Annotated in this window: 17 protein-coding genes; 4 read left to right on the top strand and 13 right to left on the bottom strand. The window is 63.4% G+C overall.

Annotated features, from left to right (window positions below; translation table 11 throughout):
• Positions 1-72 precede the first annotated feature (72 nt).
• Positions 73-2,517, top strand: coding sequence for a DNA topoisomerase (ATP-hydrolyzing) subunit B (gene gyrB, locus AC1DLV_RS01160; RefSeq protein ID WP_476800384.1), 2,445 nt, complete (start codon positions 73-75; stop codon positions 2,515-2,517).
• A 42-nt stretch (positions 2,518-2,559) separates the two neighbouring features.
• Here the strand turns inward: gyrB and AC1DLV_RS01155 are convergent, their stop codons facing one another.
• The 12 genes from AC1DLV_RS01155 to ubiE all read right to left on the bottom strand — a co-directional run bounded on the left by AC1DLV_RS01155 (position 2,560) and on the right by ubiE (position 16,027).
• The gene (locus tag AC1DLV_RS01155) at positions 2,560-3,258 is read right to left on the bottom strand and encodes a response regulator transcription factor (protein ID WP_476836096.1); all 699 of its coding nucleotides are present in this window, start codon (positions 3,256-3,258) and stop codon (positions 2,560-2,562) included.
• Complete coding sequence (locus AC1DLV_RS01150) at positions 3,255-6,008, bottom strand: DUF4118 domain-containing protein (RefSeq protein ID WP_476800386.1); 2,754 nt, start codon at positions 6,006-6,008, stop codon at positions 3,255-3,257. Before AC1DLV_RS01150 ends, AC1DLV_RS01155 begins: the two co-directional genes overlap by 4 nt.
• A 61-nt stretch (positions 6,009-6,069) precedes the next feature.
• Positions 6,070-6,639: a potassium-transporting ATPase subunit KdpC gene (gene kdpC / locus AC1DLV_RS01145; RefSeq protein ID WP_476800387.1), complete on the bottom strand. Its 570-nt coding sequence runs from the start codon at positions 6,637-6,639 to the stop codon at positions 6,070-6,072.
• 12 nt (positions 6,640-6,651) lie between these two features.
• Complete coding sequence (gene kdpB, locus AC1DLV_RS01140; RefSeq protein ID WP_476800388.1) at positions 6,652-8,724, bottom strand: potassium-transporting ATPase subunit KdpB; 2,073 nt, start codon at positions 8,722-8,724, stop codon at positions 6,652-6,654.
• A 37-nt stretch (positions 8,725-8,761) separates the two neighbouring features.
• Positions 8,762-10,465, bottom strand: coding sequence for a potassium-transporting ATPase subunit KdpA (gene kdpA, locus AC1DLV_RS01135; protein WP_476800389.1), 1,704 nt, complete (start codon positions 10,463-10,465; stop codon positions 8,762-8,764).
• 31 nt (positions 10,466-10,496) lie between these two features.
• Positions 10,497-10,586, bottom strand: coding sequence for a K(+)-transporting ATPase subunit F (kdpF, locus tag AC1DLV_RS01130; protein WP_067954606.1), 90 nt, complete (start codon positions 10,584-10,586; stop codon positions 10,497-10,499).
• Positions 10,587-10,957: 371 nt separating this feature from the next.
• A complete protein-coding gene (gene gstA, locus AC1DLV_RS01125) occupies positions 10,958-11,563 on the bottom strand; it encodes a glutathione transferase GstA (protein ID WP_476800390.1) in 606 nt (201 codons plus the stop codon).
• A gap of 119 nt (positions 11,564-11,682) precedes the next feature.
• Positions 11,683-12,900 carry a bifunctional phosphopantothenoylcysteine decarboxylase/phosphopantothenate--cysteine ligase CoaBC gene (gene coaBC, locus AC1DLV_RS01120; RefSeq protein WP_476800391.1) on the bottom strand — a complete coding sequence of 406 codons (1,218 nt, stop codon included), beginning with the start codon at positions 12,898-12,900 and terminating at the stop codon, positions 11,683-11,685.
• 18 nt (positions 12,901-12,918) lie between these two features.
• Positions 12,919-13,320, bottom strand: a complete 402-nt coding sequence (locus AC1DLV_RS01115; RefSeq protein WP_476800392.1) for a type II toxin-antitoxin system VapC family toxin — start codon at positions 13,318-13,320, stop codon at positions 12,919-12,921.
• A complete protein-coding gene (locus tag AC1DLV_RS01110; protein ID WP_476800393.1) occupies positions 13,317-13,577 on the bottom strand; it encodes a FitA-like ribbon-helix-helix domain-containing protein in 261 nt (86 codons plus the stop codon). Before AC1DLV_RS01110 ends, AC1DLV_RS01115 begins: the two co-directional genes overlap by 4 nt.
• Positions 13,578-13,662: 85 nt before the next feature.
• Positions 13,663-15,237: a 2-polyprenylphenol 6-hydroxylase gene (gene ubiB, locus AC1DLV_RS01105; protein ID WP_476800394.1), complete on the bottom strand. Its 1,575-nt coding sequence runs from the start codon at positions 15,235-15,237 to the stop codon at positions 13,663-13,665.
• 13 nt (positions 15,238-15,250) lie between these two features.
• Positions 15,251-16,027, bottom strand: a complete 777-nt coding sequence (gene ubiE / locus AC1DLV_RS01100; RefSeq protein ID WP_476800395.1) for a bifunctional demethylmenaquinone methyltransferase/2-methoxy-6-polyprenyl-1,4-benzoquinol methylase UbiE — start codon at positions 16,025-16,027, stop codon at positions 15,251-15,253.
• A gap of 110 nt (positions 16,028-16,137) precedes the next feature.
• Between ubiE and AC1DLV_RS01095 the strand changes: the two genes are divergently transcribed.
• The 3 genes from AC1DLV_RS01095 to AC1DLV_RS01085 all read left to right on the top strand — a co-directional run bounded on the left by AC1DLV_RS01095 (position 16,138) and on the right by AC1DLV_RS01085 (position 18,484).
• On the top strand, positions 16,138-17,112 hold the full coding sequence (locus AC1DLV_RS01095) for an adenosine deaminase (RefSeq protein ID WP_476800396.1): 975 nt from the start codon (positions 16,138-16,140) through the stop codon (positions 17,110-17,112).
• A gap of 102 nt (positions 17,113-17,214) precedes the next feature.
• On the top strand, positions 17,215-17,841 hold the full coding sequence (gene upp, locus AC1DLV_RS01090; RefSeq protein WP_476783011.1) for a uracil phosphoribosyltransferase: 627 nt from the start codon (positions 17,215-17,217) through the stop codon (positions 17,839-17,841).
• Between the two features lie 100 nt (positions 17,842-17,941).
• Positions 17,942-18,484, top strand: coding sequence for a TIGR02281 family clan AA aspartic protease (locus AC1DLV_RS01085; RefSeq protein ID WP_476800397.1), 543 nt, complete (start codon positions 17,942-17,944; stop codon positions 18,482-18,484).
• 4 nt (positions 18,485-18,488) lie between these two features.
• Here the strand turns inward: AC1DLV_RS01085 and AC1DLV_RS01080 are convergent, their stop codons facing one another.
• Positions 18,489-19,445, bottom strand: a complete 957-nt coding sequence (locus AC1DLV_RS01080) for an AraC family transcriptional regulator (protein WP_476800398.1) — start codon at positions 19,443-19,445, stop codon at positions 18,489-18,491.
• Between the last annotated feature and the right edge of the window lie 35 nt (positions 19,446-19,480).

The following is a 19,480-nucleotide window of genomic DNA, read 5'->3' as shown; positions in this document are numbered from 1 at the left end:
GGTGATCTATGGGCGTGCGATTCGGGGCAGATTCTGCCGCGTCCTCCCGCGGCAGTCAGACGAAAGTTTTTCATGAGCGACCAGTCCGAGAACCTTCCCGGCGCAGATGCCGAGTACGGCGCAGATTCCATCAAGGTTTTGAAGGGGTTGGACGCTGTCCGCAAGCGCCCTGGCATGTATATCGGCGACACCGACGATGGTTCGGGCCTGCACCACATGGTCTACGAAGTCGTCGACAACGCCATCGACGAGGCGCTGGCCGGCCACGCCACGCTTGTCACCGTGTCGCTCAATCCCGATGGTTCGGTGACGGTGACCGACAACGGCCGCGGCATTCCGACCGACATGCATGAAGAGGGCGTGTCGGCGGCCGAGGTCATCATGACGCAGCTGCATGCCGGCGGTAAGTTCGACCAGAATTCCTACAAGGTTTCCGGCGGCCTGCACGGCGTTGGCGTATCCGTGGTCAACGCGCTCTCGGTCTTCCTCAGACTCAAGATCCGCCGCAAGGGCAAGATCTATGAGATGAGCTTCACCCATGGTGTGGCCGACGCGCCGCTGCGCGAAACCGGCGATGCGGGCAGCGAGACCGGCACGGAAGTCACCTTCATGCCCTCGCCCGAAACCTTCACCATGGTCGAGTTCGATTATGGCACGCTGGAGCACCGGCTGCGCGAACTCGCCTTCCTCAATTCTGGCGTGCGCATCGTTTTGTCCGACAAGCGCCATGCCGACATCAAGGTCCAGGAACTGCTCTACGACGGTGGCCTGATCGAATTCGTCCGCTATCTCGACCGGGCGAAAAAACCACTCATCTCGGCGCCAATCGCCATCCGGGCAGAGCGCGACGGCATCACCGTCGAAGTGGCGATGTGGTGGAATGACAGCTACCACGAAAACGTGCTGGCCTTCACCAACAACATCCCGCAGCGCGACGGCGGCACCCATCTGGCCGGCTTCCGCGGTGCGCTGACGCGCCAGGTGACCGGCTATGCCGAAACCTCCGGCATCGCCAAGAAGGAAAAGGTCTCGATCACCGGCGACGACAGCCGCGAGGGCCTCACGGCGGTGCTTTCGGTCAAGGTTCCCGATCCGAAGTTCTCGTCGCAGACCAAGGACAAGCTGGTTTCGTCGGAAGTCCGCCCTGTCGTCGAAAGCCTGGTCAACGAGGCGCTCGGTACCTGGCTTGAGGAACATCCGGCGGAAGCCAAGACGTTGATCGCCAAGGTGGTGGAAGCGGCTGCTGCGCGCGAAGCGGCGCGCAAGGCGCGCGAGCTGACACGTCGCAAGGGGGTGCTCGACATCACCTCGCTGCCCGGCAAGCTCGCCGACTGCCAGGAACGCGATCCGGCCAAGTCCGAAATCTTCATCGTCGAGGGTGACTCGGCAGGCGGTTCCGCCAAGAGCGGGCGCTCGCGCCAGAACCAGGCGATCCTGCCGCTGCGTGGCAAGATCCTCAACGTCGAGCGCGCGCGCTTCGATCGGATGCTGGGCTCCGAGATGATCGGCACGCTGATCACCGCGCTCGGCACCTCGATCGGCAAGGACGAGTTCAACGCCGACAAATTGCGCTACCACAAGATCATCATCATGACCGACGCCGACGTCGACGGCGCCCACATTCGTACGCTGCTGTTGACGTTCTTCTTCCGCCAGATGCCGGTGCTGATCGAGCGCGGGCACCTCTATATCGCCCAGCCGCCGCTCTACAAGGTGGCGCGCGGCAAGAGCTCGCAGTACCTCAAGGATGAAGGCGCCTTTGAGGAATATCTGGTCGATGTCGGCCTCGATGAAGCGTCGCTGACCCTGACGTCGGGCGAAGTGCGGACCGGCCAGGACCTGCGCGCGGCGGTGACCGACGCGCTCGGCGTGCGCACGTTGATCGACGGCCTGCACACGCGTTATTCGCGCTCGGTGGTCGAGCAGGCGGCAATTGCCGGTGCGCTCAACCCTGATATCTTCAACGATCTCGGCCGCGCCAAGGCGATGGCCGAAACGATCGCCCAGCGCCTCGACCTGATCTCGGAAGACATCGAGCGCGGCTGGACCGGGCACATCTCGACCGACAATGACGGCACGGGCGGCTATGTCTTCGAACGCACGCTGCGCAGCGTCAAGGAGAGCGTCCATCTCGACATGGCGCTGATCAACTCGGCCGATGCGCGCGCGCTCGACCGTTATGCCGGCCGCCTCAACGAACTCTATTCCCAGCCGCCGGTGCTGCGCCGCAAGGATGTCTCGGAGACCATCGCCGGACCGATGGCGCTTCTGGCCGCGGTCTTCGCATCGGGCCGCAAGGGCCTGACCATGCAGCGCTACAAGGGTCTGGGCGAGATGAACGCCGAGCAGCTGTGGGAAACGACGCTCGACCCGAATGTGCGCACGCTGCTGCAGGTCAAGGTGAACGACGCCACCGACGCCGATGCGCTGTTCTCGCGCCTGATGGGCGACGAGGTCGAGCCGCGCCGCGACTTCATCCAGGAAAACGCGCTCAGCGTGGCCAACCTGGACGTGTAAGCAAAAAACTTTGGGCGCGCTCCAAAGGAGTGCGCCCTCCGGCTAAAGCAGGTCCGCTTCGCGCAGCCTGTAGCCGACGCCGGTTTCGGTGGTGATGTATTGCGGCTCGTCGGGCGTCTTTTCGATCTTCTGGCGCAGCTGGCGGACATAGACCCTGAGATATTGCACGTCTGCCGACCCGCCCCAGACATGCTCGAGCAGGAAGCGGTGGGTCAAAACCTTGCCGGCGTGCTGAACCAGCACGCGCAGGATGTCATATTCCTTGGGCGACAGCTTCACTTCCTGACCACCCACCCTGACGATGCGCTTGACCAGGTCGACCGACAGCTCGCCAGTCTGGAACACCGGCTTTTCGCCCTGCTGCTGCAGCCGGTGGCGAAGGGCGGTGCGAATGCGCGCGGCAAGCTCGTTCATGCCGAAGGGCTTTGAGACATAATCGTCGGCGCCAAGTTCCAGCGCCTTGACGATGCCAGCCTCGTCGGTGCGACTCGACAGGATGAGCACCGGCACCTGCAGGCCCTCGTTGCGCCAGGTGGCCAACAGGTCGTGGCCGGCGATATCGGGCAGGCCGAGGTCGAGCAGGATCAGGTCGGGCTTTTCTTCCTTGACCAGCGCCATGGCCGTCTTGCCATTCGGCGCCTCGCTGATGGCATAGCCTTGGGTGCCGAGACCGACGCGCAACAGCTTGCGGATCGGCGGCTCGTCATCGACGATCAGGATCTTCACCGCAGCGTTGGTCATGCAATTCCGTCCAGGTTTGGTCCGTCCAAGTTTGGTCCGTCGAGGTTTGGCCCGCCAAGATTTGGCCGCTCGGCCGGCACCGGCATGGTGATGGTGAAGACCGCGCCCGATCGGTCGGCCCGGTTCGAGGCGACAATGGTGCCGCCCATCGCTTCGACGAAACCACGGCAGATCGACAGGCCAAGCCCCGTGCCGGCACGGACATGGTCGCCCTTGCGGACGCGATAGAACGTATCGAAGACCCGCTCCAGATCGGCCTGCGGAATACCCGGACCCTCGTCCATGATCTGGATCGCGACCGATGCACCATCGGCCCAGCCGCGGATGCGGATGGTCGATCCCTCAGGGGCATATTTCGCGGCATTGTCGAGCAGGTTGAACAGCACCTGTTCAAACAGCACCGGGTCAAGCTTCAACATCGGCAGGTCGGCCGGCATGTCGACTTCGGTCTTGTGCTGGGCGGTGATCTTGGCGGCACGGCGCAAAGCACTGCCGACGATGTCGCCGGGGTAGTGCAGCGCATAGTTTGGCTCCATCGCGCCGGACTCGATCTTGGTCATGTCGAGCAGATTGGCGATGAAGCGGTTGAGGCGTTCGGATTCGTCGAGCACCGTCGAGACCAGCTCCGCCCTGCCCTCTTCCGGCAAGGAGGTGCCGAACTCGCGCAGGGCGCCTGCGGCGCCCATGATGCTGGCAAGCGGGGTCTTGAGGTCGTGCGAGATCGAGGTCAGCAGTGCCGAGCGCAGCCGGTCGGCTTCGACGGCAAGGCGGGCGCGGTCGACGTCCGCGACAAGCTGAATACGCTCGATGGCCACCGCCGCCTGGTCGGCGAGGGCATCGAACAAGCGTTGCTGTTCGGGCGTCAAAAGCGGGCCCTGGCGGTCATTGTCGAGACCAACGACACCGACCGCCATGCGCCCGGTGCGCAGTGGCAGATAAAGACGCTTGGCGCCCGGCAAGGTGTCAGCACCTCGGCCCGCGGCACGGTTGTGCTCCCATGCCCATTTGGCGGCGGCGATATCGGCATCGACAAGCGTGTCGTCGGGCGGATAACCGGCCTTGACGGCAATGGTGCCATCCTCGGGCAAAAGAAGCACGACTCGGACCTTGAGCATCGAGGCGATCTGGAAGGCGGTTGCCCACAAGACGTCGTCGAGCGTGCCGGTGCCGGCGAGCTTTTTCGAGAAGAGGTAGAGGTCCTCGGTCAGGCGGGCGCGCTCGCGCGCGGCGGCCGCCTGGCGCTGGACACGTCCGGTCAGATTGGAGGCGATGACCGCGACGATGAGGAAAAACAGCAGCGCAACAACGCTTTCGGGGTCGGAAATGTCGAGCGTGTAGAGCGGCGGCAGGAAGAAGAAATTATAGGCGACGGCACTGAGCAAGGAAGCGAACAATGCCGGCCACAGGCCGAACGTCACCGCCGAACTCAGCACCGCCATCAGGAAGACCAGGGCGATGTTGCGAACGTCGAGGAACTGCTGCAGCGCAATGCCGACAAAGAGCGCGCCAACGACATGGAGCGTGGTCGTCAGATAAGGCCACGGATCGAAACGCCGGCGCTGGGGAGCGGTCTTCACGCCCTGCGCCGCAAGAGCCGCATCCTGCTCGCTGCCCGTGGTGACATGGACGCTGATGTTGCCGGCCTGGCGGATCAGATCGTGGGTGATCGAGCCTTCGAAATATTCGCGCCAGCGCGGCTTGCTCGCCTTGCCGACGACGATGTGGGTAAAATTATGTGTGCTGGCATGGCGGACAATGTCTTCGGCGACCGACTGGCCGGGAATGGTGACCGCCTCGCCGCCGAGCTGTTCGGCCAGGCGCATGGTGGCGGCAAGCCGGTCCTTGTCGGCATCTGGCAGATTGGCCGAACGCGAGGTCTCGACATGGATCGCCGCCCAAGGCGCGCGCAAGCGATCGGCCTGGCGGCGGGCGTAACGAACCAGCGAGACGCTGCGCGGATCCTCGTCGACGGCGACAAGCAGGCGATCGCCGGCGGCCCAAGGCCCCTCGATGGCATGGGCCTGCATGTGGGTGAGCAGCTGCTCGTCGACGCGCTGGGCGGTGCGGCGCAGCGCAAGCTCGCGCAGCGCGGTCAAATTGCCGGGCGAAAAGTAGTTCTCGATCGCCTGGCGCGCCGTGGTCGGCACATAGACCTTGCCTTCACGCAGGCGCTTGATCAGGTCGTCGGGCGTGAGGTCGATGATTTCGACATCGTCGGCGCGGTCGATGATCGAGTCGGGAACCGTCTCGCGCACAGTGACGCGGGTGATCTGGGCGACGATGTCGTTGAGGCTCTCGACATGCTGGATATTGAGCGTGGTGTAGACGTCGATACCCTGGGTCAAAAGCTCCTGGACATCGAGATAACGCTTGGGATGGCGGCTGCCGGGCGCGTTGGTGTGGGCGAGCTCGTCAACAAGAGCAAGTGCCGGCCTGCGCGCGATGATGGCGTCGAGGTCCATCTCCTCGAGCTTGCGGCCCTTGTAGTCGACTGCCTTGCGCGGGATGACCTCGAAACCTTCGACAAGCGCCTGGGTTTCACGGCGGCCGTGTGTCTCGACCACGCCGATGACCACATCGGTATGGTCGGCGAGCCGGGCACGGCCCGACATCAGCATCTCGTAGGTCTTGCCGACGCCGGGAGCAGCACCGAGGAAGATCTTCAGCCGGCCGCGCCCTTCGCGTGCTGCCGTCTCTAGCAGCGCGTCCGGCGAAGGCCTGCCTTCCTTGTCCCTGATATCGTCTGGCATCTATTCTTTACAGTCTGCGGCGCCGGAGTTCTTGCAGAGCGAGAACTCCGGCGCGACCTTGTCAGGGTGCAATCGCTGCGTCGAGTGCCAAATTCAGCCTGAGCACATTGACCACCGGTTCGCCCATGAAGCCGAGTTCGCGTGCCTCGACATACTGGTCGACGAGGCTGCGGATGACAGCTTCGTTGGCGCCGCGCGCCTTGGCCACCCGTGCCACCTGGAAGTAGGCGGCCTCTGGCGACAGGTGCGGATCAAGGCCGCTGCCCGAAGCGGTGACCAGATCCATCGGCACCGGTGCACCCGGATCGGTCTGCTTGAGCGTGTCCGCCTCGGTCTTGATGCGTTCGATCAGCTTGGCGCTGGTCGGGCCGAGATTGGAGCCGCTGGAGCCGGCGGCATTGTAGCCATCGCCGGCGGCCGACGGACGGCCATGGAAGTAGCGCTCGCCGGTGAAGGCCTGGCCGATCAATTCGGAGCCTATGACCTTGCCGTCCTTGACGATCAGGCTGCCATTGGCCTGGTGCGGGAACAGCGCTTGCGCGATGCCGGTCATGCCCAGGGGATAGATGAGACCGGTGATCACGGTGAGTGCCACGATCATGACAAGTGCAGGTCTGAGTTGCTTCAACATGGTGAAGGTCCTTTACACGAGGCCGATGGCGTTGATCGCCATGTCGATGGCCTTGATGCCGACGAAGGGCACGATGATGCCGCCGAGCCCATAGACGAGCAGGTTGCGGCGAAGCAGCGAGCCAGCACCGATCGGCCGGTATTTGACGCCTTTCAGCGACAGCGGGATGAGGGCGACGATGATCAGCGCGTTGAAGATGATCGCCGACAAGATGGCGCTTTGCGGGGTCGCGAGACCCATGATGTTGAGCGCGCCAAGCTGCGGGTAGAAGGCCAGGAACATCGCCGGGATGATGGCGAAATACTTGGCGATGTCGTTGGCGATCGAAAAGGTGGTGAGCGCGCCACGGGTCATCAGCAACTGCTTGCCGATCTCGACGATCTCGATGAGCTTGGTCGGATCGCTGTCGAGGTCGACCATGTTGCCGGCCTCACGCGCTGCGACAGTGCCGGTGTTCATGGCGACACCGACATCCGCCTGGGCGAGCGCTGGGGCGTCGTTGGTGCCGTCGCCGCACATGGCGACCAGCTTGCCCTTGGCCTGCTCTTCGCGGATGAGGCTGAGCTTGTTCTCAGGCGTTGCCTGGGCGAGGAAATCGTCAACGCCGGCTTCGGCTGCGATAGCCGCTGCCGTCATCGGGTTGTCGCCGGTGATCATCACGGTGCGGATGCCCATGCGGCGCAGCTCGGTGAAGCGTTCCTTGATGCCGCCCTTGACGATGTCCTTGAGGTAGATGACGCCGAGCAGGCGGGCATCGCGAACGACTGCAAGCGGGGTGCCGCCGAGCTTGGCGATCTCGTCAGCTATCGCCTGGATGCCACGGACGGCTTCGGTGTCGACACGCGTGCCCGACGCCGAGGTGGCGCTTGATTTGACGTAGTTGAGCACCGAATCCACAGCGCCCTTGCGGATGGTGGAGCCGTCGAAATCGACGCCGCTCATCCGGCTCTGGGCGGTGAAGGGCACGAAATGGGCGTGCAGCGAGCCCATGTCGCGGGCACGGATGCCATAACGTTCCTTGGCGAGCACGACGATCGAGCGGCCTTCCGGCGTTTCGTCGGCGAGCGAGGCGAGCTGGGCGGCATCCGCCAGTTCCTGCTCGGTGACGCCCTTTACGGGACGGAATTCGGTCGCCTGACGGTTGCCGAGCGTGATGGTGCCGGTCTTGTCGAGCAAAAGCGTGTCGACGTCGCCGGCGGCTTCGACAGCGCGGCCCGACATGGCAAGCACATTGAAACGCACGAGACGGTCCATGCCGGCGATGCCGATAGCCGAAAGCAGCGCGCCGATCGTGGTCGGGATCAGCGTGACGAACAGCGCGACCAGCACGATGACCGGGATGTAGCCGCCGGCATAGGTGGCGAAGCTCGGGATGGTGGCAACGGCAAGCACGAAGATAAGCGTCATGCCGGCGAGCAGGATGTTGAGCGCGATTTCGTTCGGCGTCTTCTGGCGCTCGGCGCCCTCGACCAGCGAGATCATGCGGTCAAGGAAGGTCGAGCCGGCGGCAGCGGTGATGCGCACGCGGATCCAGTCGGACAGCACCTGGGTGCCACCTGTCACAGCCGAGCGGTCGCCACCCGACTCACGGATCACTGGAGCGGATTCACCCGTGATGGCGGCCTCGTTGACCGAAGCGACACCTTCGATGACTTCGCCATCGGATGGGATGATGTCGCCGGCCTCAACGAGCACGACCTGGCCGACCTTGAGGCCATTGCCGGGCACCATCTTGTAAGCAGTGCGGCTTTCGCCTTCGAGCAGCTTGGCCTGGGTTTCGGTCCGCGCCTTGCGCAGCGAGTCGGCCTGGGCCTTGCCACGGCCTTCGGCAACGGCCTCGGCGAAGTTGGCAAACAGCACCGTGAACCACAGCCACAGGATGATCTGGAACGAGAAGCCAAGGCCGCCCGCACCAGTGATCAGATCCTTGAAGAACAGCACCGTGGTCAGTGCCGAGACGACGGCGACGACGAACATGACAGGGTTCTTGGCCAGGCTGCGCGGGTCAAGCTTCTTGAACGCATCGCCTATGGCAGGGAGGAGGATACGAGCGTCGAGCAGGCTCGCAGATTTGTGGGTGCTCATGTGAGAGGCTCCAGTTCTTTTGTTTTGCGGCGCTGCATCAGAAGGTCTGGCCAACGATCATGGCGAGGTGCTCGACGATCGGGCCGACGGCGAGTGCCGGGAAGAAGGTCAGGCCGCCGACGATGACCACGACGCCGGCAAGCAGGCCGACGAACAGCGGAGAGTCGGTCGGGAAGGTGCCGACGGAAGCTGGAACCGTCTTCTTCGTCACCAGCGAACCGGCGATGGCGAGTGCCGGGATGATGACCAGGAAGCGCCCCATCAACATGGCGATGCCGATGGTGATGTTGTACCAGGGCGTGTTGCCCGTCAGGCCGCCGAAGGCCGAGCCGTTGTTGGCCGTCGCCGAGGTGTAGGCATAGAGGATCTCGGAAAAGCCGTGCGGGCCAGGCGTTCCAACCGAGGCGACAGCGCTCGGGATCAGAACCGAAATCGCAGTGAAGCCGAGCATGGAGAGCGGCAGGCACAGGATGGCGAGCATGGCCATCTTGACCTCCTTGGCCTCGATCTTCTTGCCGAGATATTCCGGCGTGCGGCCAACCATCAGGCCAGCGACGAAGATGGCGATGATGACGAACATCAAGATGCCGTAGAAACCAGCGCCGACGCCGCCGATGATGACTTCGCCCAGCTCCATGTTGATGAGCGGGATGAGACCGCCTAGTGCCGTGAACGAGCCATGCATGGCGTTGACCGCGCCGCAGGAGGCAGCGGTGGTGACGACAGCGAAGAGTGCCGACAAGACGATGCCGAAGCGTGCTTCCTTGCCTTCCATGTTACCGCCATCGATGCCGAGCGCATGGACCAGCGGGTTGCCTGCGGCTTCGGCCCAGTAGGTGACGGCGACGCCGGCGACAAACAGGATGCCCATGGTGGCGAAGATCGCCCAGCCCTGGCGCTGGTTGCCGACCATGCGGCCAAAAACGTTGGTGAAGGCGGCGCCTATGGCGAAGATCGAGACCATCTGGAGGAAGTTGGAAATGGCGTCAGGATTTTCGAACGGATGCGCCGAGTTGGCGTTGAAGAAGCCGCCGCCATTGGTGCCGAGCATCTTGATCGCCAGCTGCGAAGCAACCGGACCGACAGCGATGGTCTGCTGAGCGCCTTCGACCGTGGTCGCGGCAACGTAGGAGCCGATTGTCTGCGGTACGCCGAGCCAAACATAGGCTAGCGTCAGCAGCACGCAGAGCGGCAGCAGCACGTAAAGCGTGGAACGGGTCAGGTCGACCCAGAAATTGCCGATCGACTTGCCCGAGGCGCGAGCAAAGCCGCGGATTAGCGCCATGCCGATGGCGATGCCGGTCGCGGCAGAAACGAAGTTCTGCACCGTGAGGCCAGCCATCTGCACGAGATAGGACATCGTACTTTCGCCGCCGTAATTCTGCCAGTTGGTGTTGGTGACAAAGCTGACGGCGGTGTTGAAGGAGAGCTCGGCCGGCACCGCACCCATGGCCGCCGGGTTGAAAGGCAGCGAGCCCTGGAACCGCTGCAGCGCGTAAAGCAGCAGGAAGCCGGCGATGTTGAACGACAGCATGGCGGCGGCATAGCCGGTCCAGTGCTGGTCCTCGCGCTCGCTGGTGCCGGCAAGCCGGTAGAGCACGCGCTCGATTGGGCCGAGAACGGGCGACAAAAGCGTGCGCTCGCCACTAAAAACGCGCGTCATGTAGCCGCCGAGCGGCTTCACGAGCAGAATGATGATCCCGCAGAATGCCAGGATCTGTATCCAGCCATTGATGGTCATTTGAGAAACTTTCCGTGCGAGCGCTGGACGGTCAGAACCGTTCGGGGCGGATGAGCGCGTAGGTCAGGTAGGCAAGCAGGAACACGGTCACTGCGCCGCCGAGGATGTATTCGAGCAACATGTTGGCGTTCCTTCAGAGGATGTCGCAGGCTTTGACGTAGGCAAAACACAAGGCGAAGAAGACGACGCCTATGGCGAGAACGAAGATGTCCATCTTCGAAGGCTCCTGTTCCGTTGAGACCTTGCACCGAGGGCGCAAGGACCATGGCCACGCGCCAAACGACGGCGTCAGGCATGCTGACGACGTTGGCCGGGCTCTGGATTTCAGGAGGGAATATGGCGTCGAACCGCATTAAGGTTCGAGAGAGCGGGGCATGCAAAGAAATAGGAATTGCATAAAGAAAACGGCCCTCAGGCGGGTGCCTGAGAGCCGTCATGTCGTCAAATTGGTAGCTGCCGGTTCAGTAGCGGCGGCAGCTGTTCAGGCCGGGCTTAGGCCAGGCCTTCGGCGCGCAGGGCCTTCTGCACGGCCGGACGGGCGGCTACGGTGCCGAGATAGCGCTGGATGTTGGCGAAGGACGACAGGTCGATGCGGACATGCTTGGCCCAGCCGAGAACCGTCCAGAGATAGGCGTCAGCGGCGGTGAAGACGTCGCCCATCAGATAGGAGCGGCCGTCGAGCTTGCCGTCGACATAGGCGAGGCGCCTGGCAAGGAGCTCGCGGTTGATCTCCTTGGTGGCCTCGGGCGTGTTGGGCTTGAAGAAGGCGCCAAAAACCTTGTGCAGCTCGGTGGCAACGAAGGCCAGCCACTGCTGGACGCGGTAGCGCGCCATGTCGCCTGCCTTGGGCATCAGGCCGCTCTCCGGCTTCTGGTCGGCGAGGTACTGGACCAGCACCGAGGCTTCGGTCATCAGTTCACCATCGCCGAGCACCAATGCCGGCACGTAGCCATTGGGATTGGTGGCGAGGAAATCCTGCTGGGCTTCGGTGGTCTTGGTCTTGCCGTCGACCTTGACCAGATCGAGGTCGATGCCAACTTCATTGGCGACGATGTGCGGTGCCAGCGAGCAGGCGCCGGGCATGTAGAAAAGCTTCATGTCGTGGGAGACTCCGAATGTTGATGCCTCCCTCTCGCACGCGCGGGCAATGCCTCCAAGCGCCCAATCAGTGAACACTATGTTACCGGTGCCGGATGCTGCCTTGGAACGGCGACGGTTCAGACAGTGATCGTCTTGAGGCGCTCGGCGATCAGGCTTGCCAGCCTGCCAGCGACCTCTTCCTTGGAAAGGTCCGGCCACTCGTCGACACCGCTTTTGCTGACGATGCGGACGCTATTGCGATCGCCGCCCATGACGCCGCCCTCGTGGCTGACGTCATTGGCAACGATGAAATCGGCGCCCTTCCTGGCAAGTTTTGCCTGGGCGTTCTTGAGCACGTCCTGGGTCTCGGCAGCGAAGCCGACGACAAGATAGGGGCGCTGCTTGTGATGGCCGACGCCAGCCAGAATATCGGGATTTTCGACCATCTTCAGGCTCGGCGCGCCCTCGCCCGCCACCTTCTTGATCTTCTCGCCGGCGGCATTGTCGGTGCGCCAGTCGGCGACGGCCGCCACAAACACAGCGGCGTCGGCAGGCAGAAGCTGCTCGACCGCGTCGTGCATCTCGCGCGCGCTTTCGACATGGACCGTCTTGACCCCAGCCGGATCGGCAATGGTGACCGGGCCAGAGACCAGGCGGACATCGGCGCCCAGCCTGGCTAGGGCTGCGGCGATGGCGTGACCCTGCTTGCCCGACGAGCGGTTGGCGATGTAGCGCACCGGGTCGATGGGCTCATGCGTCGGGCCGGAGGTGACGATAATCTTCTTGCCCGACAGCGGCTTGGGCTTGGAATCGAGCAGCGCTTCGATGGCAGCGACAATCTCCAGCGGTTCGGCCATGCGGCCCTCGCCCGCTTCGCCGCTTTCAGCCATCTCGCCGCTCTTTGGGCCGACGAAATGGATGCCGTCTTTTTCCAGCGTCGCGCGATTGCGGCGCGTCGCTGGATGCGCCCACATCTTCGGGTTCATGGCAGGCGCCAGAAGCACCTTCTTGTCAGTGGCGAGCAGCACGGTCGAAGCAAGGTCGTTGGCATGGCCATTGGCAAGCTTGGCCATCAGGTCGGCGGTAGCGGGTGCGACAACCAGAAGATCCGCCTCGCGCGACAGCCTGATGTGGCCGATGTCGTGCTCGTCCTGGCGGTCGAACAGGTCAGAAAAGACGTGGTCAGCGGTCAGCGCGCCCACCGACAAAGGCGTGACGAATTCCTGCGCAGCCGAGGTCATGACCGCGCGCACCGAAGCGCCGCGTTCGCGCAGGCGCCGGATCAGGTCGAGCGACTTGTAGGCCGCGATGCCGCCGCCGATGATGAGCAGGATGCGCTTGCCGTTGAGGATCATGCCTGGTCCGCCGTCTCGTCAGGCCGGCTTCAGCGCCGGCTGGATGTCGGTATGGATGAAATCGTCGCCCTTGAAAAGCAGCGGCAGGTTCCGGGTCTTGGCAAGGGCGTAGGCGAAGCAGTCGCCGAAATTGAGGTTGGCGGGATGCCCGGAGCCTCGGCCGAAGCGACGATGTGCATTGACGGCAGCATCCGCGAGGTCACGGTCGAATGCGACAATGTCGAACTGCAGGGCGCTTGCCAGTTGTTGCAGCCGGTCCAGCCCGTCCAATCCGAGCCCATTCGCAACGACTATGCCGGTTTCGGCCCATGTCGGAGCGCAGACCAATACCGGTTCGCCGTACATACGCCGCGCCACGTCCTCAGCCTCGGGTTCTCCGGCGAGAAATGCGAATATCGCAGAGGTATCGACAGCAATCATGCAGGACGACCATCCTCGTAGAGATAGTCCCAGACCTCTTCTTGCGCCCGCTTCAAATCAAACGGTTCGTCGGGTTTACGCGACAGCCGCATGATTTCGTCAAAGGATGCTTTCGGCCGCCGCCGGTCGCCCTGAAGGACGTCGCGCGTGATCAGGTCCCGAACTTCCTGCTCCATCGACACGCCGCGCGCCGCCGCACGCTTTCGAAGCTCCTGCTTCACGTTGTCGTCGAGGTTGCGGATAGTCATCGCGCTCATGGCTCTGCTCCTATCCCCAAAAGATAGCGCGGCTAAGTCACGCATTCAATGACTGCAATGACAGCATTGCTGTCATTGCATGCACTCAGGTTATTTGCCAGGCAAGGAACACAAGCGTCAGCGCAATGACCCAAATCGCGACCCGGCCGGAGCGGGTGTAGCGGGCTTCGGCCTTGCCGATAGCCCTGGCGGTTTCGGCATCGAAACGCAGCCCGTTTTCCGCCATGAGGTCGATCTGCCGCGACAGGCGCTCGGTGCGGGCGGCGAGATCGGGGGCCTGTCGAATGAGCGACATCAGCGCGCCAAGGCCGTCGCGGGCGTCGATGAGCAGCCCCTGAGGACCAAGATTACCTGCGATCCAGTGGCTGACCACCGGCTCGGCGGTCTTCCACATGTTGAAAGCCGGATCGAGCGTGCGGGCAACGCCTTCGACCACGACCATGGTCTTTTGCAGCAGCACCAGTTCGGGCCGCGTCTGCATGTCGAACAGTTCGGTGACTTCGAACAGCAACGTCAGGAGCTTGGCCATCGAGATGGTTTCGGCCGGCTGGCCGTGGATCGGCTCGCCGATGGCGCGGATCGCCTGGGCAAAGGCCGCGACGTTATGGTGGCGCGGCACGTAGCCGGCTTCGAAATGCACCTCGGCGACACGCATATAGTTGCGGGTGATGAAGCCATAGAGAATCTCGGCGAGGAAGCGCTGCTCCTTCTTGCCGAGCCGGCCCGAAATGCCGAGATCGACGGCGACGATGTCGCCCTTAGCGTCGACGAACATGTTGCCGGGGTGCATGTCGGCGTGGAAGAAGCCGTCGCGCAGCGTGTGACGCAGGAACGACTGGACGAGCGTCGCGGCGATCGCCTTGAGATCGTAGCCGCCGGCGCGAAGCCCGTCGATGTCGTTGAGCTTGACGCCGTCGATCCACTCCATGGTGAGCACGTCGCGGCCGGTGCGTTCCCAGTCGACTGCCGGCACGCGGAAGCCGGGATCGTCCTTGGTGTTTTCGCCAAGCTCGGAATAGGCGGCCGCCTCGAGCCTAAAATCCATCTCGATCTTGGTGGTCTGGGCCATCGTCTCGGTGATCTCGACCGGGCGCAGCCTACGGCTCGACGGGACGAAGCGCTCCTGCAGCCGGGCGGCGAGGAAATAGCTTTCAAGATCCTGGAAAAAGCGTCGGCGCACGCCGGGGCGGATGACCTTGACGGCGACCTTGCGCGGGCCATCCGGTGTGGCGACCTCTGCGGGGTGAACCTGGGCGATGGAGGCAGCAGCCACCGGCTCGCCGATACTGACATAGAGATCGGAAACCTTGCGGCCGAGCGAACCTTCGATGGCTTCGACCGCCTCCGACATCGGAAAGGTCGCCATGCTGTCTTGCAGAAGCGCCAGGTCGAGCGCGATGTCGTCGCCGACGACATCGGGACGTGTCGCCAGGAACTGGCCGAGCTTGACGTAGGACGGCCCGAGCCGGGCAACGGCATTGGCTAAGCGGTCGCTGCGCACGCTTTTCCTTGCACGGCGGCGGGTGAACAGCTTGGCTACGCGCCAGCCGAATTTCGGCAAACCGGTCAGCTGGTCGCCCGGCAAAGCCGCGACCACTCCCTCACGCACCAAGACCCAGCCCGCGCGCGCGAGCCGGAAAGACGCCCCGAGACTGCTCATCGCGCGCCGTCCGTCAAAGCTTCCAGCCCGAGTGAAGGGCTGCGATGCCGCCGGTGTAGTTGCGGAAGGTGACGCGGTCGAAGCCGGCGCGTGTGATCATCGCGGCAAAGTTCTGCTGATTGGGAAACTTGCGGATCGATTCGACGAGATAAGCATAAGGCTCGCCGTCGCCGGTGACGGCCTGGCCGATGCGCGGGATGGCGTTGAACGACCAGGCTTCGTAGACCTTGTCGAGCAGCGGCATGTCGACCTCGGAGAATTCGAGGCACAGGATGCGACCACCGGGCTTCAGCACGCGATAGGCTTCCGACAGCGCAACATCGATGCGCGGCACATTGCGGATGCCGAAAGCGATCGTATAGGCGTCGAAGGTCTCGTCAGCGAAGGGCAGTTCCTCGGCATTGGCTTCGACAAAATCGGTCTTGTCGGCAAGGCCGCGTTTTTCGGCCCGCTCGCGGCCGACGCCGAGCATCGAACCGTTGATGTCGAGCACGGTGGCGTGCGCATTGCCATGCGAGGCATCAATGATGCGGAAGGCGACGTCGCCGGTGCCGCCGGCAACGTCGAGCACTTTCCAGCCCGGACGCCTGGGCGGATTGAGCCAGGCAACCATGGCATCCTTCCACACCCGGTGCAGGCCGCCCGACATCAGGTCGTTCATCATGTCGTAGCGGTTGGCGACCTTGTGGAAGACCTCGTTGACGAGGCCTTGCTTGTCGCCTGCGCCGACATTTCGGAAACCGTATGAAGTTTCCATGCCGCCGACAGCTGTCGTCCGTTGTTCTGACATTTTCTTGTCCAATCAAATCCGGCGGGACCATAGCCGATCACACCAGCGGGCGCTATTGTTTGAGGCGCGGTTTTCGGCCGCGCCCGCGCCGACACGACGAGGAACAGAGAATGCCTTTGAAAGCCGAGCTGCACTGCCACATAGAAGGTGCGGCTGCACCCGAACTCGTCATCCGCCAGGCCCAAAAATACAACAAGGACGTTTCGCCCTTCATCAAGGACGGCTCCTTCGTGTGGAACGATTTCACCTCGTTCCTAGCCGCCTATGACTTTGCCGCCGACCTTTTCCGCACTGAAGAGGACTATGCCAGGCTGTCCGAACACTATCTGACGAGCCTTGCGCGCGACGGCGCGATCTATTCTGAGGTGTTCACCTCGCCCGACCACGCCACGAAAGCTGGCCTGTCGCCCATGGCCTACACCAGTGCGCTCGGCGAAGGCATGGCACGGGCCAAGGCCAAGACCGGCATCGAAGGCCGCATGATCGTGACCGGCGTGCGCCATGTCGGCGTCGAATCGATCGAGGCTGCCGCCCGCTTCGCCGCCAAATGCAACCATCCACTGGTAACCGGCTTCGGTGTTGCCGGCGACGAACGCATGGGCGAGTTCGAAGATTATGTGCGCGCCTTCGAGATCGCGCGCGAAGCCGGCCTCGGCATCACGATCCATGCCGGCGAGCTGATGGGCTGGGAGAGCGTTGCCGCAGCACTCGACCACATCCGCCCAGCGCGCATCGGCCATGGCGTGCGCGCCATCGAAAACCCTGACCTGGTCAAGCGCATCGCCGACGAGGGCGTGGTGCTCGAAATCTGCCCGGGCTCGAACATCGCGCTCAAGGTGTTCGACAGCTTTGGCGACCACCCCTTCCCCAAGCTGCGCGATGCCGGCTGCAAGGTGACGCTCAACTCCGATGATCCGCCCTATTTCTGGACGACGCTGAAGCGCGAATACGACATCGCGGCCGAGCATTTCGGCATGGACGACAAGGCGCTTTTAGCGACCACGAAGACGGCGATCGAGGCGGCCTTTGTCGACAAGAAGACCAAGGCAGCCCTTCTTGCGCGGCTCGACGGCCAAAAACGCTGAATTTCGGCCGACAAAACTGTGGTTCAAGGCGGCAAGTCATTGGTTGGCGGCGGGCCAGCCGATAGAATGCCGCCAATTATCCGAGTTCTAGGAGCGTAAGCCATGACCGTGACCGTCGTCGACCATCCGCTTGTCCAGCACAAGCTGACCATCATGCGCGACAAGGAAACTTCGACGGCCGGCTTCCGGCGCCTGCTGCGCGAGATCTCGCTGTTACTCGGCTATGAGGTGACGCGCGACCTCGAACTGACCACCAAGATGATCGAAACGCCGATCGAGACGATGGAAGCGCCGACGCTCGAAGGCAAGAAGCTGGTGTTCGCTTCGGTGCTGCGCGCCGGCAACGGCCTGCTCGAAGGCCTGCTTGATCTGGTGCCGGCGGCGCGCGTCGCCCATGTCGGACTCTACCGCGACCACGAGACGCTGCAGGCGGTCGAGTATTTCTTCAAGGCGCCGAGCGACCTCGGCGACCGGCTGGTGATCGTCGTCGACCCGATGCTGGCAACCGCCAATTCGGCGATCGCCGCCATCGACATGCTGAAGGGCCGCGGTGCCACCAATTTGCGCTTCCTGTGCCTTTTGGCTTCGCCCGAAGGCATCGAGCGCTTCACCAAGGCGCATCCCGACGTGCCGGTGTTCACGGCCTCGATCGACCGCGAGCTCAACGAGAAGGGCTACATCATCCCCGGCCTCGGCGACGCCGGCGACCGCATGTATGGCACCAAGTAGGCGCTAACCAGCCATTTACCGCCTTTGACAATGGGGCCGCGCCGTTAAAGGCGCGATCACCATCAGCTCCTAGGGTGATGCCTGAATTCGAGGCGTCACCATGTTGCGTAAGATCATCATATTCAGCCTTTGCGCCAGTGCGTCGGCATCGCTGCCGTCGCTGTACGAAAAACACGGTGGCGCCGTGCAGGCACTTCTGGGGACGAGCGTAGACAGCGGTCCAACCGTGCCTCAGGTCATCGAGGCGAGCGCAGCCACAGCATCGACGGCAGGCCGGCGCGTGACGATCGACGCCGATATGCGCGGCCATTTCAGCGCGAGCTTCAAGGTCAATGGGCGCGCAGTCGACGCCATGGTCGACACCGGCGCCACTCTGGTTGCAATCAACATGTCGACGGCGCGGTTGGCCGGGGTGAAGGTTTCGTCCGCCGACTTCACCCAGAAGGTCAATACCGCCAATGGCACCGCCCGCGCCGCACTTGCCCGCATCGACAGGCTGCAGATCGGCCGGATCAGCGTCGACGACGTGCCGGTGGTCGTGCTTGAAGACAAGGCGCTCGACGGCACCTTGATCGGCATGAGCTTCCTGTCGCGGCTGAAGAAATACCAGGTCGAAAACGGCGCGCTGCTTTTGGTGCAGTGATCGCTCAGGAGGTGCTCGCCTGGTCCGCTGTCCTGAAGTGGCCCGGCGGCTGGCCGATGACACGCTTGAAGGCGCGGCTGAAAGCGGCTTCCGAATCGTAGCCCAGCCGCGAGGCAACGACTGAAATCCTCAGGCGATCACGGACAAGCCACTGTCGCGCCTGGTGCATCCTGACCTGTGTGACGTATTTCGCCGGCGTTTCGCCCACAATGGCAGCAAAGCGCTCGGCGAAACCCGAGCGGGAGACGCCCATCATCCGTGCAAGAGCCTCCACCGACCAGTCTCGGCTTGGTTCAAGGTGGATCGCAGCCAGGACCTTGCCGACCTTGGGATCCCTGACAGCGGCAATCCAGCCGCTCGAATCGCCACAACCGCGCTCGACCCATGAGCGGATGATGATGGCGGCGAGCACGTCGGCAAGGCGGGCGACAATGCCGCCGGAGCCGACGCGCTCGAGCTTGACTTCGCGCGCCATGGTTTCGAGCATGTGTGTGATGCCGGGGTCATGGGCCTCGAGCTCGGTGGTGCGCATGACATCGGGCATCATGCCGAGCAGCGGGTGCAGGCCGTCGAGGTTGAAGTACATGCTGCCGCAGAAAAGCAGCGTGCCCGGCCGGCAGCCTTCGGTCGACAGGCAAAAGACCTTCTCGCAGATTTGCTTGATCTCGTAGCCGTTGATCGGCGACGACTTGGCGCCCGGCTCGCTGGCCAGCGCGTGTGCTAAGCCGCGCGGCAGCAGCACGGCGTCGCCGCAGCGAAGCTCGACCCATTCGCCGCTGGGCTGGCGCAGCCAGCACGCCTTTTGGCTGACGAAGTAGAAGCGCGCCGTGGCCTGGGCCGGGAACTCGATGTTCCAAGGCTCCTTCAGCTCCCAGCGACCGTATTCGACGCCTTCGAGGCGCAAGCCGCGCAGGATGTCGGTCAGCGGATCGCCGACAAGTTTGGACGAATGGTCATTCATGATGGCGTTTCTAGCATGGAAACTCCAGACGGTCA

The sequence above is a fragment of the Aminobacter sp. 01T433 genome (genome assembly GCF_056398585.1).
This window is presented reverse-complemented; position numbering and strand designations above follow the sequence as displayed.